Source organism: Streptomyces sp. 35G-GA-8 (genome assembly GCF_023534745.1).
Taxonomy (GTDB): domain Bacteria; phylum Actinomycetota; class Actinomycetes; order Streptomycetales; family Streptomycetaceae; genus Streptomyces.
Genome location: NZ_JAMHJQ010000002.1, coordinates 26,690 through 43,951 on the forward strand (window position 1 = coordinate 26,690; position 17,262 = coordinate 43,951).

The 17,262-nt window shown below is 71.6% G+C and carries 16 protein-coding genes; 6 read left to right on the forward strand and 10 right to left on the reverse strand.

Going from position 1 to position 17,262, the window contains the following annotated elements; all coding sequences use genetic code 11:
- Nucleotide 1 precedes the first annotated feature (1 nt).
- Complete coding sequence (gene folP / locus M1203_RS03270; RefSeq protein WP_249947954.1) at nt 2-874, forward strand: dihydropteroate synthase; 873 nt, start codon at nt 2-4, stop codon at nt 872-874.
- 18 nt (nt 875-892) lie between these two features.
- On the opposite strand, the gene M1203_RS03275 is transcribed toward folP, so the two are convergent.
- Nucleotides 893-1,642 carry a TIGR00730 family Rossman fold protein gene (locus tag M1203_RS03275; protein WP_249947955.1) on the reverse strand — a complete coding sequence of 250 codons (750 nt, stop codon included), beginning with the start codon at nt 1,640-1,642 and terminating at the stop codon, nt 893-895.
- Nucleotides 1,643-1,785: 143 nt separating this feature from the next.
- Nucleotides 1,786-2,865, reverse strand: a complete 1,080-nt coding sequence (gene dapE, locus M1203_RS03280; RefSeq protein ID WP_249947956.1) for a succinyl-diaminopimelate desuccinylase — start codon at nt 2,863-2,865, stop codon at nt 1,786-1,788.
- A gap of 137 nt (nt 2,866-3,002) precedes the next feature.
- Here dapE and M1203_RS03285 point away from each other — a divergent pair, with 137 nt between their 5' ends.
- On the forward strand, nt 3,003-4,010 hold the full coding sequence (locus M1203_RS03285; protein ID WP_249947957.1) for a hypothetical protein: 1,008 nt from the start codon (nt 3,003-3,005) through the stop codon (nt 4,008-4,010).
- 288 nt (nt 4,011-4,298) lie between these two features.
- Nucleotides 4,299-4,736 (forward strand): ATP-binding protein, encoded by a 438-nt coding sequence (locus M1203_RS03290; RefSeq protein WP_249947958.1) that lies wholly within the window; start codon nt 4,299-4,301, stop codon nt 4,734-4,736.
- 96 nt (nt 4,737-4,832) lie between these two features.
- Here the strand turns inward: M1203_RS03290 and M1203_RS03295 are convergent, their stop codons facing one another.
- Both M1203_RS03295 and fdxA read right to left on the reverse strand, forming a co-directional pair.
- Complete coding sequence (locus M1203_RS03295) at nt 4,833-5,927, reverse strand: bifunctional succinyldiaminopimelate transaminase/glutamate-prephenate aminotransferase (RefSeq protein ID WP_249947959.1); 1,095 nt, start codon at nt 5,925-5,927, stop codon at nt 4,833-4,835.
- Between the two features lie 169 nt (nt 5,928-6,096).
- Nucleotides 6,097-6,417, reverse strand: a complete 321-nt coding sequence (fdxA, locus tag M1203_RS03300; protein WP_003985062.1) for a ferredoxin — start codon at nt 6,415-6,417, stop codon at nt 6,097-6,099.
- A 140-nt stretch (nt 6,418-6,557) separates the two neighbouring features.
- On the opposite strand from fdxA, the gene M1203_RS03305 reads away from it, so the two are divergent.
- Both M1203_RS03305 and M1203_RS03310 read left to right on the forward strand, forming a co-directional pair.
- Nucleotides 6,558-7,571: a GNAT family N-acetyltransferase gene (locus M1203_RS03305; protein WP_249947960.1), complete on the forward strand. Its 1,014-nt coding sequence runs from the start codon at nt 6,558-6,560 to the stop codon at nt 7,569-7,571.
- 17 nt (nt 7,572-7,588) lie between these two features.
- Complete coding sequence (locus M1203_RS03310) at nt 7,589-8,419, forward strand: transglutaminase-like domain-containing protein (RefSeq protein ID WP_249947961.1); 831 nt, start codon at nt 7,589-7,591, stop codon at nt 8,417-8,419.
- A gap of 123 nt (nt 8,420-8,542) precedes the next feature.
- Here M1203_RS03310 and M1203_RS03315 read toward each other — a convergent pair whose 3' ends face one another.
- The 4 genes from M1203_RS03315 to M1203_RS03330 form a co-directional block, all read right to left on the reverse strand.
- Complete coding sequence (locus M1203_RS03315) at nt 8,543-10,726, reverse strand: hypothetical protein (protein WP_249947962.1); 2,184 nt, start codon at nt 10,724-10,726, stop codon at nt 8,543-8,545.
- Between the two features lie 195 nt (nt 10,727-10,921).
- On the reverse strand, nt 10,922-11,332 hold the full coding sequence (locus M1203_RS03320) for a DUF6113 family protein (RefSeq protein WP_249947963.1): 411 nt from the start codon (nt 11,330-11,332) through the stop codon (nt 10,922-10,924).
- Nucleotides 11,329-12,306, reverse strand: a complete 978-nt coding sequence (gene mshB / locus M1203_RS03325; RefSeq protein WP_249947964.1) for an N-acetyl-1-D-myo-inositol-2-amino-2-deoxy-alpha-D-glucopyranoside deacetylase — start codon at nt 12,304-12,306, stop codon at nt 11,329-11,331. The genes M1203_RS03320 and mshB overlap by 4 nt, the downstream gene beginning before the upstream one ends.
- Nucleotides 12,307-12,459: 153 nt before the next feature.
- Nucleotides 12,460-12,654: a hypothetical protein gene (locus M1203_RS03330; RefSeq protein ID WP_030352924.1), complete on the reverse strand. Its 195-nt coding sequence runs from the start codon at nt 12,652-12,654 to the stop codon at nt 12,460-12,462.
- A 165-nt stretch (nt 12,655-12,819) separates the two neighbouring features.
- On the opposite strand from M1203_RS03330, the gene M1203_RS03335 reads away from it, so the two are divergent.
- Nucleotides 12,820-15,063, forward strand: coding sequence for a prolyl oligopeptidase family serine peptidase (locus M1203_RS03335; protein ID WP_249947965.1), 2,244 nt, complete (start codon nt 12,820-12,822; stop codon nt 15,061-15,063).
- A 178-nt stretch (nt 15,064-15,241) separates the two neighbouring features.
- Here M1203_RS03335 and M1203_RS03340 read toward each other — a convergent pair whose 3' ends face one another.
- Entirely contained in the window at nt 15,242-16,267 is a 1,026-nt protein-coding gene (locus M1203_RS03340) for an ABC transporter ATP-binding protein (protein ID WP_249947966.1), read from the reverse strand.
- Complete coding sequence (locus tag M1203_RS03345) at nt 16,260-17,252, reverse strand: ABC transporter ATP-binding protein (RefSeq protein WP_249947967.1); 993 nt, start codon at nt 17,250-17,252, stop codon at nt 16,260-16,262. The genes M1203_RS03340 and M1203_RS03345 overlap by 8 nt, the downstream gene beginning before the upstream one ends.
- Nucleotides 17,253-17,262 lie beyond the last annotated feature (10 nt).

Here is a 17,262-nt window from a genome sequence, read left to right on the forward strand (position 1 = left end):
GATGAGCGGCGGGACTCTGCGGCTTGGACGTCGGGAATTCGATGCGCGCGAGCCGGTGATCATGGCGATCGTCAACCGGACGCCCGACTCCTTCTACGACCGGGGCGCGACCTTCGGCGATCAGCCCGCCCTCGACCGGGTCGAGCGCGCGGTGTCCGAGGGAGCCGCCATCATCGACATCGGCGGGGTGAAGGCGGGCCCCGGCGAGGAGGTCACGGCCGAGGAGGAGGCCCGGCGTACGGTCGGCTTCGTCGCCGAGGTGCGCCGCCGCCACCCCGATGTGGTGATCAGCGTCGACACCTGGCGGCACGACGTCGGCGAGGCGGTCTGCGAGGCGGGCGCGGATCTGCTCAACGACGCGTGGGGCGGGGTGGACCCCCGGCTGGCCGAGGTGGCGGCCCGGTACGACGTGGGGCTGGTCTGTACGCACGCGGGCGGGGCGGAGCCCAGGACCCGGCCGCACCGGATCGCGTACGACGATGTGATGGCGGACATCCTGCGGGTGACGCTCGGGCTGGCCGAGCGCGCCCTGGAGCTGGGCGTCCGCCGGGACCGGATCATGATCGACCCCGGCCATGACTTCGGCAAGAACACCCGGCACTCCCTCGAAGCGACCCGCAGGCTGGGCGAGATGGCAGAGACGGGCTGGCCGGTGCTGGTCTCGCTCTCCAACAAGGACTTCGTCGGCGAGACGCTCGACAAACCCGTCAAGGAGCGGCTGACCGGCACGCTGGCGACGACCGCCGTATCGGCGTGGCTCGGGGCCCGGGTCTACCGCGTCCACGAGGTCGCGGAGACGAAGCAGGTCCTCGACATGGTGGCGGCCATCGCGGGCCACCGCCCCCCGGCGGTCGCCCGCCGAGGTCTGGCCTGAGCCGTCGGCGGCCCCAGGTCAGTTGCGCGTCTCCTTCGTGACGAGCGCGACCGCCTCGTCCACGTCGTCCGTGACATGGAAGAGCAGCAGATCCTTCTCGGACGCCTTGCCCTGGGCCACGACGGTGTCCCGCAGCCAGTCGACGAGCCCGCCCCAGTACGCCGTGCCGAACAGGACGATCGGGAAGCGGGTGACCTTGCGGGTCTGGACCAGGGTGAGCGCCTCGAACAGCTCGTCCAGCGTGCCGAGGCCGCCCGGCAGGACCACGAAGCCCTGCGCGTACTTGACGAACATCGTCTTGCGGACGAAGAAGTAGCGGAAGTTCACGCCGATGTCGACATGGGGGTTGAGCCCCTGCTCGAAGGGCAGCTCGATGCCGAGTCCGACGGAGACGCCCTGGGCCTCGCGCGCGCCCCGGTTCGCCGCCTCCATGGCGCCGGGACCGCCGCCGGTGATCACCGCGAATCCGGCGTCGACCAGCGCGCCGCCGATCCGGATGCCCGCCTCGTACTCGGCGGAGCCCGCCGGGGTGCGCGCGGAGCCGAAGACGCTGATGGCACTGGGCAGTTCGGCGAGGGCGCCGAAGCCCTCCACGAACTCCGACTGGATGCGCATCACCCGCCAGGGATCGGTGTGCACCCACTCCGAGTCGCCCTCGGTGTCCAGCAGCCGCTGATCGGTCGTGCCCGCCTGCACCTGCCCCCGGCGACGGATCACCGGTCCGAGCCGCTGTTCCTCCGGCTTGCGCTCTCCGTCAGGCATGCCCATGAGCTGCTCCCTCCGCTGCTGTGCGTTTGTTCTGGGCAAGGGTAGGTCCACGCACGTGACAAACGACGAAATTCCGGCAGTCGATCAGGCCCTCACTCAGTGAGCGCCGACTCGGTGAGCGCTCCGCCAGGACCGAGTGGGCTTCAGCCGGTGAGCCAGTCGCGGAGACGGTTCTCGCAGTGGGTGATCCGCTCGACCGCCACCCGCTCGTCGCGCTTGTGGGCGAGCAGCGGGTTCCCGGGGCCGTAATTGACCGCCGGCACCCCGAGCGCGCCGAAGCGCGATACATCCGTCCAGCCGAACTTGGGCCGTGCCGTTCCGCCGACGGCGGCCATGAAGGCGGCCGCGGCGGGATGCGAGAGGCCCGGCAGGGCGGCCCCGGAGTGGTCGTCCACGGTGAACTCCGTCACCCCGCAGTCCGCGAAGATCTCGTGGACATGCGCGAGAGCCTCCTCCTCACCGAGGTCCGGCGCGTAGCGGTAGTTCACGACGACCGTGCAGGCGTCCGGGATGACGTTGTCCGCGACGCCGCCCTCGATCCGTACGGCGTTGAGGCCCTCGCGGTACTCCAGGCCGTCGATGACCGGCCTGCGCGGCTCGTACGCGGCGAGCCGGGCCAGGACCGGCGCGGCGGCGTGAATGGCGTTGGACCCCATCCAGCTCCGCGCGGAGTGTGCGCGCTCGCCCGTCATATGGAGGAAGACCCGGAGTGTGCCCTGACAGCCGCCCTCGACCTCGCCGTCGGAGGGCTCCAGCAGGACCGCGAAGTCGCCCTCCAGCCAGTCGGGATGGGCCTCGGCCATATGTCCGAGACCGTTGAGATGTGCGGCGACCTCCTCGTTGTCGTAGAAGATGAAGGTGAGGTCGCGGTTGGGCTCGGGAACGGTCGCCGCGATGCGCAGCTGTACGGCGACGCCCGACTTCATGTCGCTCGTACCGCATCCCCACAGCACCCCGTCGTCATCCAGCCGGGACGGAACGTTGTCGGCGATCGGGACGGTGTCGATATGTCCCGCGAGGACGACCCGCTCGGCGCGCCCCAGCCGGGTCCTGGCCACCACATTGTTGCCGTGGCGGTCGACGGTGAGATGGGGCAGCGTCCGCAGCGCCTCTTCGATCGCGTCGGCGAGTGGCTTCTCCTCGCCGCTGACCGACGGGAAATCGACCAGGCGTGCGGTGAGCGCCGGGGCGTCAAGAGTGAGGTCGAGCACGTTCTCAGACATGGTTTTGACCCTAGCGCCCCTCCCGACAATGCCGGTCGCGGCACTGGACGAGGAGGGGCGAAGCCGCGTCGTCCGGCCGGGAGCGGGGCGTGGACGTCGGCGCTGCCCGGCGTCCCGCTCTCCAGTACGGTGGCCTCGTGTCCGAGACCGCCTCTCCCCTCCGTCGCGGCCGCCTCAGGCGTATCGGGGCCGCCCTCGTCGTGCTGCTGGCCCTGGCCGGGTATGTGGTGGTCCACTACATGAGCGCCGCCGGCGGCCCGCCGCGCTGTCTCGTGCGCGCCACGGACGGGTCGGGCGGCGAGGGATCCACGTACGAGATGACCCCGGAGCAGGCCGAGAACGCCGCGACGATCTCGGCGGTGGGCACCACCCGGGGGCTGCCCGAGCGCGCGGTCACGATCGCGCTGGCCACCGCCCTCCAGGAGTCCGCGCTGCGCAATCTGAACCACGGCGACCGCGACTCGCTCGGACTGTTCCAGCAGCGGCCCTCGACGGGGTGGGGCACCGAGGCGCAGATCCAGGACCCGGTCTATTCGGCGGGCCAGTTCTACGACCATCTCGTCAAGGTCCCCGGCTACTCACGGCTGCCGCTGACCGAGGCGGCCCAGCGGGTGCAGCGCAGCGGCTTCCCGCAGGCGTACGCGAAGCACGAGCCGGACGCCACACTGCTGGCCGCGGCCCTCACCGGCCGGTCCGCCGCCACGCTGACCTGTACGGCGCCGAGCGGCACCGAGCCGGGGGACCCGGCGAGGGTACGGGCCGCGCTGGTACGGGACTTCGGGGACGCGGTGCTGCCCGGCACCGACGTCGCAGGCCGGGCGGGGGCCTCGGGCACGGCCGCCGAGGTGACCGTGCCGGTACCGGCCACGACCGGCGGATCGGCGAACGGCGGCTCCCCGGCGCTGCGCGGCTGGGAGCTGGCGCACTGGGCCGTGGCCCAGTCCACCGCCCTGCGGATCGACGAGGTCCGCTATGCCGGCCGGGTGTGGAGCGCGAAGAACGCGCACACGGCGAACAGGGGCTGGAAGCGGACCGCCTCCTCGGACGCGAGCACGCGAGCCGGCGCGGATTCGGGCGCGGAGTCGGGCGCCGATGCAGGCGCGGATTCGGGCCTGACGGAAGTTCGAATCCGCACTGCGCAGTAGTACGGCGCCGTCACCCGAACGGGCGAGTCCGCGCCGCTCCGCACCGTCGTTCTTCCGATGATTGTCCCGCGCGCCCATGATCCGTCGTTCCCCTTGGGAACAAAGGGATGGAACGATTCAGCAAGCCCCTCGCCACGGGATCTTTTGCCCGTTTTTATCCGCAGCCGATAATGCGACGCATTACCAACTCTTTACCCTCGCCCGCCGCAACCTCCGCCGCCCTTTGAGGGGTTGTCACTACGTCCGATCGACGGACAAGCACTGTTTCTCTCCCTTCAAAGGAGCATCATGTCCCTCCCCCTGACCCGTCGGATCGCCCGTGCCGCCCTGCTCGTCGCCGCGGGCGCGGCTCCGGTGATCGGCGCGGCCGGCGCGGCGAACGCGGCCGCCCTCCCGCAGGCCACCGACCTGGGTGCGGTGAGCGCGCTGGACGGCGCCGCCGTGGGCAACGCCGTCGACACCGGCGCCCAGAAGGCGACCGGCGTGGTGGGCGGCGTCGGCGGCGAGGCCGTCAAGCAGGGCGTCCCGGCCGCGGGCAAGGCCGTCGGCAAGGTCGGCAAGACGGCGGCGCCCGCCGCGCAGAAGGCCGCGGGTGACACCGCGGGCAGCGCCGGGCAGCTCCTGGGCGACGCCGCCTCGACCGCCACCCAGGGCGCCGCGCCGACCGGCGCGCTCGGTGGCGGTCTGCCGACCGGCAAGCTGCCGGTGTCGCTGCCGCTCGGCTGACACCCGCACGCGCGCGTCGCGGCATGACGAGGGGGCCCGGGAAGCAGTCGCTTCCCGGGCCCCCTCGCGTGTCCGTCGTGCGCGGTACGGGCGGTCTCACCCGAGGCGCTTGACCGCCGCCTCGACGCGCTCGTCGGTGGCCGTCAGCGCCACCCGTACGTGCCGGTCCCCGGCAGGGCCGTAGAAGTCTCCGGGCGCGACCAGGATGCCCAGCTCCGCGAGGTGCGCCACGGTGTCCCAGCACGGCTCGTCGCGCGTCGACCACAGATAGAGGCTCGCCTCGCTGTGGTCGACACGGAAGCCGTGCGTCTCCAGGGCGGTGCGCAGCGCGGCGCGGCGGGCCGCGTACCGCGCCCGCTGTTCCCGTACGTGCGTGTCGTCGCCGAGCGCCGCGACCGTCGCCGCCTGCACCGGCGCGGGGGTCATCATCCCGCCGTGCTTGCGGATCTTCAGCAGCTCGCCCAGGACGGCCTTGTCGCCCGCCAGGAAGGCCGCGCGGTAACCGGCCAGGTTGGAGCGCTTGGAGAGCGAGTGGACGGCGACGATCCCGTCGTACGAACCGCCGCAGACGTCCGGGTGCAGCACCGATACGGGATCGGCCTCCCAGCCCAGCTCCAGATAGCACTCGTCGCTGAACAGCAGCACGCCGTGCTCGCGCGCCCAGGCGACGATCCGGGTCAGCTCGTCGGGCGCCAGAACGGCCCCGGTCGGGTTCGACGGCGAGTTGAGCCAGAGGAGCTTCAGCCCGGCGGGGTCGAGCCGCGTGGGGTCGTCGTACGGGACGGGCTCGGCGCCGCAGAGCCGCGCGCCCACCTCGTACGTCGGGTACGCGAGCCGCGGGAAGGCGACGCGGTCACCCGCGCCGAGGCCGAGCTGTGTCGGCAGCCAGGCCACCAGCTCCTTGGAGCCGACCACCGGCAGCACATGCCCGTGCGTCACACCGCGCGCGCCGAGGCGCCGCTCCACCCATCCGGTCAGCGCGTCCCGCAGCGCGGCCGTCCCCCACACCGTCGGATACCCGGGAGAGTCGGCGGCCTCGATCAGGGCCCGCTGGATCAGCGCCGGCACGGGGTCGACGGGGGTCCCGACGGACAGGTCCACGATCCCGTCCGGATGGGCCGCCGCCGTGGCCTTGAAGGGCTCCAGCTTGTCCCAGGGAAAGACGGGAAGACGCGAAGAGACTGCGGACACGTGCTCACTCTTTCTCGTACGGCTTCTCGTACGTTTCTGCTTCTCGTACGGCCTTCTCGTACGGATTCTCGTCGTCCCCCCGTACCGACGCGCGCTGAGCGCGCGGGCGGGCGGACGAAACGCCGCGGTCCCGTACGGCGGCGGGCCGTACGGGACCGGGGGCGCGCTGTCAGCCGTTCTGGGGCGGCAGCGCGGCGATGAAGGGATGGTCCCGCTCGATCAGACCGAGCTTGGAAGCGCCACCGGGCGAACCGAGCTCGTCGAAGAACTCGACGTTCGCCTTGTAGTAGTCCTTCCACTCCTCCGGGGTGTCGTCCTCGTAGAAGATGGCCTCGACCGGGCAGACCGGCTCACAGGCTCCACAGTCGACGCATTCGTCCGGGTGGATGTACAAGGACCTGGAGCCCTCGTAGATGCAGTCGACCGGGCACTCCTCGATGCACGCCTTGTCCTTGACGTCGACACAAGGCTGCGCGATGACGTAGGTCACGCTGTCGTTCCTCCTCGATAGGGCGCGGCGGGCCGATCTGCGGCTCCGTCCACGGGCGCGCGGGAGCGCGGCGTCGTCGATGCCCGCATCTAGTATCTCCGTTCTTGGGCGCGATCCGAACAGGAGGGGCGTACAGAGCTGTGGAATTCACTGCGGGCGGACGGTTCGAGGTCCGCCTTACACCGGCTGACGTGGGCAAACGCGTATCAGTCAGACAGTTGACCGGCAGTGGGGCCGGTGGTGAGAAGTTCACGGACACGGTGGGCGTTCTCACATCCTGGGACGGGGATGTGCTGCTGATCACACGGCGCACCGGCGAGAGCGTCCGTGTCCCCGAGGCCGCCCTGGTCGCGGGCAAGGTGGTGCCGGCGGCACCGGCCAGGCGCCGGGGGCCCGCGGCCTCGTTCGAGGAGCTGGCCCGGGTCTGCGCGCGGTCCTGGCAGCCGGTGGAGACCGAGCCGCTGGGAGAGTGGCTGCTCAGAGCGGCCTCGGGCTTCACCAGGCGGGCCAATTCCGTGCTTCCCCTGGGCGATCCCGGGGTGGGGCTGGACGAGGCGCTGACGCGCGTACGGCGGTGGTACGAGGAGCGGGGGCTGCCCCCGTACGTACAGGCCGCGACCGGCGCTGAGGGCACCCAGGAACGGCTGTGCGCGGAGCTGGAGCGGCGCGGCTGGCGGTCGGAGGTGACGGCCGAGGTGCGGATCGCCGCGCTCGCGCCGCTCGGGGACCGTGACGCCGATATCTCCGGGGTTGTGCTCGGCCGGGGCGTCGACGAGGCCTGGCTCCGGCGTTACCAGCGGTCCAGTGTGCCGGGACCCCATGTGCTCCGCGTACTGAACAGCGGGCCTTCGGTGTGGTTCGCCACCGTGCCCGGGGAACCCGGCGAGGACGGGGAGCCCGGCGTACCGGCCGCGATCGGCCGGTGTGTGGTGGACGGACGGTGGGCGGGGTTCATGGCGGTGGAGGTCGACCCGGCCCGCCGCCGCCAGGGGCTGGCCACGGCCGTGATGACCGCGCTCGCCCGGCGCGCCCTGGAGGAGGGCGCGTCCGCGGCCTGGCTCCAGGTCGAGTCGGACAACGCCGGCGCGCGGGCCATGTACGAGGCGATGGGTTTCGCCGTCCACCACCACTACCACCACTTCCGAGCGCGCTGAGCGGGTACGAGGCCGATATGCGACCGGATTCCGAGGATGTGCGCCGGTGGTTCGCCGAGGAGGCCCGCGCGGACCGTCCCGACCTGGCCACGCTCTGTCTGCTGGTGGGAGCGGAGGCCGATCCCGCCCTGGGCGAGGCCGGTATCGCCGCGGCCCAGGCCGAGCTGGACCGGCTGGCGGGACTGCTGCCCTTCGGGGTCCTCGGCGCGCGCGCCTGGGCGGTCGCGCTGGCGGAACTGCTGGGTGAGCGGTGCGGTTTCGAGGGCTCTCCCGCGGAGTACCGGCGGCTGGACTCCTCGCTGCTGCCCGTGGTGCTGCGGCGCAGACGGGGGCTGCCCATCCTGCTCTCGGTGGTGTGGATCGAGGTCGCGCGACGGGCGGGCGCGCCGGTGTACGGCGTGGCCCTGCCGGGCCATTTCGTGGTCGGCTTCGGCGATCCGGAGGAGCGTGTCCTCGCCGATCCCTTCGGCGGCGGCCGGCTGCTGACGGGCGCGGACGCGGCGCTGCTGGTGACCGGCACGACGGGCGAGGCGCTCGAACCGGCCATGCTCGCCCCCGCCGACCCGCTCGACATCGTCCTGCGCGTACTGAACAACATCCGCGCCTGGGCCGCGACCCGCCCGGAGCACACCGATGTGTCGCTGTGGGCGGTCGAGCTGTCCCTGCTGCTGCCCTCGCATCCGGCCAGACTGCGTTACGACCGCGCCCAGTTGCTCGTACAGCGCGGGGAGTTCCGGCGGGGGGCGGCCGAGATGGACGAGTACGCGCGGGTGGTGGACGCGGTGGAGCCGTCGACGGCGGAGGCGATCCGGCGCAAGGCACGGGCGGCGCGGGCGATGCTCAACTGACGGTCGGCGCCCCGGCTCGGCGGTGTCGTGGGCGTGGGTCATAAGCCGTGAGCCATGTCCCGGGGACGACTTCCGTCGTCCCCGGGACATGACATGGCCTGAGCGACGGCCGGGCTTACTCGTCTAGCTGGGGTCCAGATTGATCGTCTGGGTGCGCTCGGCGAGCGTCTTGCCGCGCAGCGCCGTCTGCATGGCCTGCGCCACATCGGCGGAGGAGACGGGGTACTGCTTGCCGTCGCCCTTCGTGATCGTGATGCCGTCGAAGACGCCTTCCAGCAGCTGGTCGATGGCGGTCCTGTTGTAGACCTCGACAAGCTTTCCGTCGACGGCCTTCATGGAGAGGATCTTGGGCAGCGACTTCGCGGGACCGAACTGGATCTGCTTGTCGCCCGCCTTGATGGTGACCAGGTCGGACATCGCGGGCTTGGCGAACTCGTCCATCGCCCGGTCCAGCTCCGCCTGACCGACGGTCGGCTCGCGGGAGACAACGGGCAGCTCCACGTTGTTGATCTTGCCCGTCTGCACCTGGGCGCGGTAGGCGTCCCGGGTCGAGATGATCGACTGGTTCACGTCCAGCGACTTGCCCGGCTTGCCCGGTACGGCGATCGCCTTGCCCGGCTCGAACTTGATCGTTCCCTCGCTCGCCGAACCCGAGACACCCGCCAGATCGGTGAGCGCGGCGGTCAGCTTCTCGTCGTCGACGGGGATCACCGGCTGGGCGACCCTGGCGCGGCCGAAGAGCGAACCGATCACCGACACGGGGTTGTAGTCGCTGCCGGCCGCGGCGCGGACGGTGGCCTGGCTGTCGAAGCTGAGCCCCGCCTTGTCCGGGGCCAGTTCCTCCGTCTTGCCGCCGATGCTGAGCCGCAGCGGCGCCGAGCCCCGCGCGCCGAGGGTGGCGTCGAGCTTGTTGACCGCCTGATCGCGGGTGCCGCCGATGTCGACGCCGAGGACCGTGGTGCCCTTCGGCACATCGGAGCGGTTCATCAGCAGGCCGGCGCCGTAGAGACCGCCCGCGGCCACGACGACCATGGCAGCGAGGAGCGTGAGCTTGGAGCGGCCCTTCTTCTTGGCGGGCGGGGCCGGCGGGGTGGCGGTACGCGCCGGCCCCGGGGCCGTGCCCGAGGGCGGGACGCCCTGTGAGGAGCCGACCGGGCCGGGGAAGTCCGGGGCCGAGAAGTCCTGGTCCTGGCCGAGGGCGCCGGGGCCGTCGGGCCTGGGGCCGAGGCCGGCGTGCGGACCGCCCCCCGGACCCGGGCCGGGGACGGGCGAGCGGCGCTCCGCCGGCACCACGGGGATGCCGCTGGTGAGCGTGTCCCCGGAGACATGGCCGCCGGGTCCGGGCTCGGGCGCCTGCTGCTGCGGTGTCAGTACGGCGGTGTCGTCGGACATCCGCGGCGGACCGACCTGGCCCAGGGCCGACGGCGGGGTGCTGAGGGACGACGGCGGGGTGCCGAGCGAGGCACCGCCGGTGACCGGTCCGCCGGTCGGACCGCTGGGCCCGGCGCCGGGCGGCCGGATACCGAGCGCGGGCGTGGTGGGACCGGAGGACGCGAAGTCCGTACCGGAACCCCGGGACGCGAAGTCCGTACCGGAACCCCGGGACGCGAAGTCCGTGCCGGAACCGCCGGACGCGAAGCCGTTCGAGCCCGAACCCTGAGGTCCGGCGCCCGTGGCCCCGGCGCCGGACGCGAGGTCGCTGAGCGCGCTGCGGGGACCGCCGCCGTTCTGCGAGGGCCCGCCGCCCGGGTAGTACGGCGACTCCGAGGAGCCTCGGTCGGCCGACCGAGGCGTGGTGGTGCCCGCGACGGCGGCGGCGCCCGCGCCCAGACCGGCGCTCATGCCCGCGGCCGTACCGGTACCCGACGTCGCCGACTTGCGTGGCGCGAACCAGTCGCTCGTGGATCTGTCCTCGGCCCCCGGCTCCTCCGCAGGCTCGGCCTGTCCGCCCGGTCCCGCGTCGGCGGCGTCCTGGGACGCGTCGGGCCTGGGGATGCCGCCCGTACGCTCCGCGACCGGGACACCCCGGCCGTCGGTGCTGTCGCCGTCGCCCATGGGCGTACGCATCACGACGGGCGGGATCGGCCGCGAACCCGGGATGTTGATCCGGATACGCGTGGTCAGCGTGGTTTCGGTTCTGGGCTCGTCCGGCTGCGGGACGGGCGAGGTTTCCGTCTCCTCCGGAGCGTCCTGCTGGGGGTGCAGCGACGGATACTGGCGGGATCCGTACGGCGGTGTCCCCGAGGGGTACGCGGCTCCGCCGCGCCCCTGGGGCCCGGAGGACGAACTGTCAGTTTCACGACTCAAAGCAGGTTCTCCCGGTTGGCTCCGCCGCCCGTTCTTACTGGTACGAAACTGTTCAGGTTCCCCATGCCGGAGGCGGGGGGAAGGCCCGGAGCGCGCACCACCATACTGGCCTCGGCCGACAGACACCCGACGACCATGCGAAGCGATGCTCCGCCGACCGTACGGACATGGTCAATTCAGCAGCAGCCGGGCGCGTCACTTCTCAAGTCGGCCGGACTTCGGGCCCGGTTGCGGCAACCGCGTCATCGTGGCACACATCACAGCCACCAACATGCCGCCCAGGAGGTAGACGAGCGGTCCGATGCCCGCGGCGTAGACCGCGTCACCCTCCGGGCGGCCCAGACTCAGGAAGACGGCCGCGAGGATCCAGCCTGCCGCCGGTGCCCCGACGCCCAGTTGTGTGCCGGTGAGAAACAGCCCGCCGAAGAAGAGCCCGGCGGTGGCGAGCAGGGCGAGCAGCAGTCCGCCGGGCACCCAGCCGCCCTGGACGAGCGAGCCCGCCGCGCTGACGAGCGCGCCGAGGACGAACAGTGCGAGATATGTGGCGATACGTCCGGGTCTGGGGCGACCCGCGAGCATACCGCCGAACTGCCCCTGCCCGCTCATCCGTTCGCCCCGTTCACTCTGTTCTCCACGTTCGCGCCGTTCACAACGTTCGCGCCGTTCGCGCCGTTCGCATCGTGCACGCCGTCATCACCGGCAACGCCCGCGAAGAGATCGTTCTCACGTTCACCGTCGGGCGCCCCCGACGTGCCATGCGTCAACTGGTAGTACTCGGTGGCGAAGATCGGCTGCCCCAGATCGTTGGAGAGCGCGAAGAAGGGCCCGTCCACGGCGATTTGAGTGGCATGGGCGCGCATCGCCGCGGCCTTGCGCTCCCGGTACGGCCCGCCGTCGATCGCGGCGGTGATCTCCGTGTCGTCGATCACGCCCGGAATGTCCTCGATCGCGGCGACACCGGGGAAGTCGGCCTCCGCCGCCCGCAACCGGGCGAAGCCCTCTTCGGCGACCGAGCGCGGTACGCGGTTCCAGTAGATCTTGTCGATGGCGTGCGGAGCGCCGAGGCCGGGCCCGAAGTCGGGCTCGGCGGCCAGGGCGGCGCCGCGCATGGCGACACGGTGGGCCTGGATGTGGTCGGGATGGCCGTAACCGCCGTTGGGGTCGTAGGTCACCAGCACCTGCGGACGCACCTCACGGATCACCTCGACGAGGTGTGCGGCGGCGTCATCGACGGGGGCGCGCCAGAAGGCGCCCTCGCGGTCGTTCTGCTCCAGGCCCATCATCCCGGAGTCCCGGAATCCGCCGGGGCCGCCGAGGAAGCGGTGGTCGGTGACGCCCAGTTCCCTCATCGCCGCGGTGAGTTCACCGACGCGATGGGCGCCGAGGCGGTCCTCGCGGTCGGCCGTCAGATGCGCCAGCTCGGGCGGGATGACCTCTCCCTCCTCACCGAGGGTGCAGGTCACCAGCGTGACCAGGGCGCCCTCGGCCGCGTACTTGGCCATGGTGGCGCCGTTGTTGATCGACTCGTCGTCCGGGTGCGCGTGCACCAGCAGCAGACGGCGGGCGGGTAGATCGGTCATGGGGACAGCCTACGAGCCGGCACCCGAAACCCCTCGGCCAGTGGGCGACGACGACGGCCGAGGGGCGACGGGCAGTGGACGGTGCCGGATATGGCCGGACTTCGGGGCACCTTCAGGGCAGGGTGAAGTTGACCGAAAGAGAGCGGAAAATGGCTAGAACTTGATCCCGCCGATCATCCCCGCCACGTTCGTGGTCAGTTCGCTGATGGTGGGAGCGATGGATGAACTGGCGATGTAGAAGCCGAGCAACATGCAGACCACCGCGTGTCCGGCCTTCAGTCCGGATTTCCGGACCAGCAGGAAGACGACGATCGCCAGCAGCACCACCGCCGAAATCGAGAGTGCCACGGCGGTTCACCTCCATAAATATTCAGTCGGAAAATCGCAGCAAGCATGTGCCCGGCGGATTCATACCCACCTAACGCTACGGATCATAACTATCCGTGCGGACGCATTGATCGGTGCACGGCAGCACACTGGGGGCGCACGGCCATCGCCCAGTAGGTTCGTTCCATGACCTTGAGGCAGCAGCTCTCGTTCCCGCGCCAGCACGCCAGGACTCAGCGCTTCACGCTCGGCGCCCCACGCGCGTTCACCGTGTCTCCCGACGGTGCGCGGGTGACCTTCCTGCGCTCCTCCTCGGGCACGGACCGGGTGAACAGCCTCTGGGTACTGGATCTTGAGGACTCCACCAGCGGTGCCGACGGCGGATCCGGCGAGGGCCGTGAGCGGATCGCCGCCGATCCGGCCGTCCTCCTGGGCGGCGCCGTCGAGCGGCTCTCCCCCGAGGAGCGGGCCCGGCGCGAGCGCAGCCGCGAGGGCTCGGGGGGCATCGTCGGCTACGCGGTGGACGGCGCGGGGCAGTTGGCGGCGTTCGCGCTCTCCGGGCGCCTGTTCACGGCCGAACTGCTCGCCGGGACGACCCGCGAACTGCCCGTACGGGGACCGGTGATCGACCCGCGGCCCTCGCCGGACGGACGCCATGTCGCGTACGTGGCCGACGGCGCCCTCCGCGTGATCACCGCCGACGGGGAGCGCGACCGTGAGCTGGCGGGGCGCTCGGCGGCCGAGGGCGAGGACATCACCTACGGCCTGGCGGAGTTCATCGCCGCCGAGGAGATGAGCCGCAACCGCGGCTACTGGTGGTCCCCCGAGTCCGACCGGCTGCTCGTCGCGCGGGTCGACACGGCGCCGGTGCGGCGCTGGTGGATCTCCGACCCGGCGCACCCGGAGCGGGAGCCCGTGCGGGTCGCCTACCCGGCAGCCGGCACCCCCAACGCGGACGTACGGCTGTTCCTCGTCGGCCTGGAGGGATCGGGCGGGGACGGATCCGGCGGGGAGGGATCCGGCGGGGCCGAGGGCGGGCAGGCGGCGGACGGGCCCGGAGGGGCGGGTACGGAGGCCGTCTGGGACCGCGCGCGCTACCCGTATCTGGCACGGGTGCACTGGTCGGCCGCGGGCGTGCCCCTGCTGCTCGTACAGAGCCGTGACCAGCGCGGCCAGCTGTATCTGGCGGTGGACACGGCGACCGGCGCGACCACGACCGTGCACCGGGACGAGGACCCCGCCTGGCTGGAGCTCTTCGCCGAGCTGCCCGCCTGGGCGCCGGACGGGCGGCTGGTACGGATCGCCGACGAGGGCGGCGCGCGGGTCCTGATGGTCGGCGACCGGCCGCTGACCGGGCCGCAGCTGCATGTCCGGGCCGTGCTGGACATCGGCGAGCACGATGTCCTCGTCTCGGCGTCGGCGGGCGAGGAGGCGGCGGATCCCGAGATCGGCGAGATCCATGTGTACCGGGTCAGCGAGCTGGGCGTCGAACGGCTCTCGGAGGGCGCCGGGGTGCACTCCGCCGTACGTACCGGTGAGGTGACCGTGCTGGTGTCGGCCGGGCTCGACACCTCCGGGGCGTCCGCGCGGGTGCTCAGGGACGGCAAGCGGCTCGCGACGGTCGCCTCGTACCCCGAGCAGCCGGTGCTCACCGCGCGGCCGGTGCTCACCGAGGCGGGCGCGCACCGTATCCCCTGCGCCGTGCTGCTCCCGAGCGGCTACGAGAAGTCGGACGGCCCGCTTCCGGTTCTGCTCGACCCTTACGGGGGCCCGCACGGACAGCGCGTGGTGGCCGCGCAGAACGCGTATCTCACCTCGCAGTGGTTCGCCGACCAGGGGTTCGCGGTGATCGTCGCGGACGGCCGTGGCACCCCGGGCCGTTCGCCGGCCTGGGAGAAGGCGGTCAAGCAGAATCTGCTGCTCAGCCTGGACGACCAGATCGAGGCGCTGCACGCCCTCGCCGAGCGGTTCCCGCTCGATCTGGGGCGGGTCGCGATGCGCGGCTGGTCCTTCGGCGGCTATCTCGCCGGGCTCGCGGTCCTGCGCCGCCCGGATGTCTTCCACGCGGCGGTCTCCGGCGCTCCGGTCACCGATCTGCGGCTCTACGACACCCATTACCAGGAGCGGTACCTCGGCGGGGGCCCGCAGGACGTGCCCGAGGTCTACGCCGCCCACTCACTGGTCACGGACGACGGGCTGTCGGCGCCGGAGAGTCCGGCACGGCCTCTGATGATCATCCATGGGCTGGCCGACGACAATGTGGTGGTGGCACACACCCTCAGGCTGTCCGCGGCCCTGCTCGCGGCGGGACGGCCCCATGAAGTGCTGCCGCTCACGGGTGTGACCCATATGACGCCACAGGAGGAAGTGGCCGAGAACCTGCTGCTGCTCCAGGTCGACTTCCTCAAGAGGTCGCTGGGCCTGGGCTGAGCGCGGGCGACCGGCCGGGACCCTGGGAGTCCCGGCCGGTCTACGGCACCCGCACGGCCGTACGCTGTCCAGCCTGACGCGTTCGTATATCGGTGACGGGTCGGCCAAGTTGCCTGCGTGTTAACGAAATTGATATGTTTTATCGCCTTTCGCCCCCCGAATCCCGACCCTCCCGCACTCAGGACGGCACGATCTGCCGCTCCTCCGCGAAGTGGCAGGCGGAGGGGTGCGCGGCGGGCCCCCGCAGCCCCCGGAAGGCCTCCGGGACCGTCAGTCCTGGTTCCTCCACCACGCACCGCTCCCGCGCCTTCCAGCAGCGCGTACGGAACCGGCAGCCGGACGGCGGATTCGCCGGGGACGGCACATCGCCGGTCAGGATGATCCGGTCGCGGTGCTCGCGCGCCGTGGGGTCCGGCAGCGGCACCGCCGAGAGCAGCGCCTGGGTGTACGGATGCGTGGGGTGCTCGTAGATCTCCGCGTCCGGGCCGATCTCGGCCAGCCGCCCCAGATACATCACGCCGACCCGGTCGGAGATGTGCCGGACGATCGACAGGTCGTGGGCGATGAAGACGTACGAGAGGCCGAACTCGTCCTGCAGCCGCTCCATCAGATTGACGACCTGCGCCTGTACGGAGACATCGAGGGCCGAGACCGGCTCGTCGGCCACGATGATCTCGGGCCGGAGCGCCAGCCCGCGGGCGATGCCGATGCGCTGGCGCTGGCCGCCGGAGAACTGGTGCGGATAGCGGTTGATGTACTCCGGGTTGAGGCCGACGACATCCAGCAGCTCCTTGACCCTGCGCCGCCGGTCGCCCCTGGGCGCCACCTCGGGGTGGATCTCGTACGGCTCCCCGATGATGTCGCCCACGGTCATCCGGGGGTTGAGCGAGGTGTAGGGGTCCTGGAACACCATCTGGATGTTGCGGCGGACCGCCTTCAGCGCGCGGCCCGACAGCCGGGTGATGTCCTCGCCCCTGTACCGGATCACGCCGGACGTCGGCCGCTCCAGGTTCACCAGCATTTTCGCGACGGTCGACTTGCCGCAGCCCGACTCCCCCACGATGCCGAGGGTCTCGCCGGGAGCCAGCGCGAAGGAGACCCCGTCGACCGCCCGTACCGCCCCGATCCGTTTCTTGAACAGGATGCCGCGGGTCAGCGGGTAGTGCTTGACGAGCTCCCGCACTTCCAGAATGGGCTCAGCCATGGAGCGTCTCCTTCCAGAAGTAGCAGGCGCTGTGCCGTCCCCCGGCGGCCCCCGGCACATCCGCCACCTCGAAGAGCGGCGGCACCTCCGTACGGCACACGCCCTGGGCCATCGGGCAGCGGGGGTTGAAGGCGCAGCCGGGCGGGATACGCAGCAGATTCGGCGGCAGGCCCTTGATCGCGTAGAGCTCCCTGCCCTTCCGGTCGAGGCGCGGGATCGACCGGAGCAGACCGCGGGTGTACGGGTGGGCGGGCGCCCGGTAGATCTCGTGCACCGGGGCGGTCTCCACGATCCGGCCCGCGTACATCACCGCGATCCGGTCGGCGACATCGGCGACCACCCCGAGGTCATGGGTGATCAGGATCAGCCCCATGTTCAGCTCGCGCCGCAGCTCGGCGAGGAGATCCATCACCTGGGCCTGGACGGTCACATCGAGCGCGGTGGTCGGCTCGTCGGCGATGATCAGCGAGGGCTCCAGCGCGAGCGCCATCGCGATCATGATGCGCTGGCGCATGCCGCCGGAGAACTGGTGCGGATAGTCATCGACCCGCTCGGCGGCGGCCGGGATCCTGACCCGGTCCATCAGCTCGACGGCCTTCGCCCGCGCCTGTTTGCGGGACATCCCCCGGTGCACGATGAACATCTCGCCGAGCTGGGCGCCCACGGTGAGCACGGGGTTGAGCGAGGAGAGCGCGTCCTGGAAGATCATCGCCATCTCGGCGCCCCGGATCCTGCGCCGCCGCTCCTCCTTGAGCTTCAGCAGATCCCGTCCCTGGAAAAGCACTTCACCGCCGGTGATCCGGCCGGGCGGCGTATCGAGGATCCCCATGACCGCCTGCGCGGTGACGGACTTCCCGGAGCCCGATTCGCCCAGCACGGCCAGGGTCTCGCCGGCGTCGACCGAGTAGCTGACGCCGTTGACGGCCCTGGCGACCCCGTCGCGGGTGTGGAACTCCACCTGTAGATCGCGCACTTCGAGCAACATGGGGCGGGCT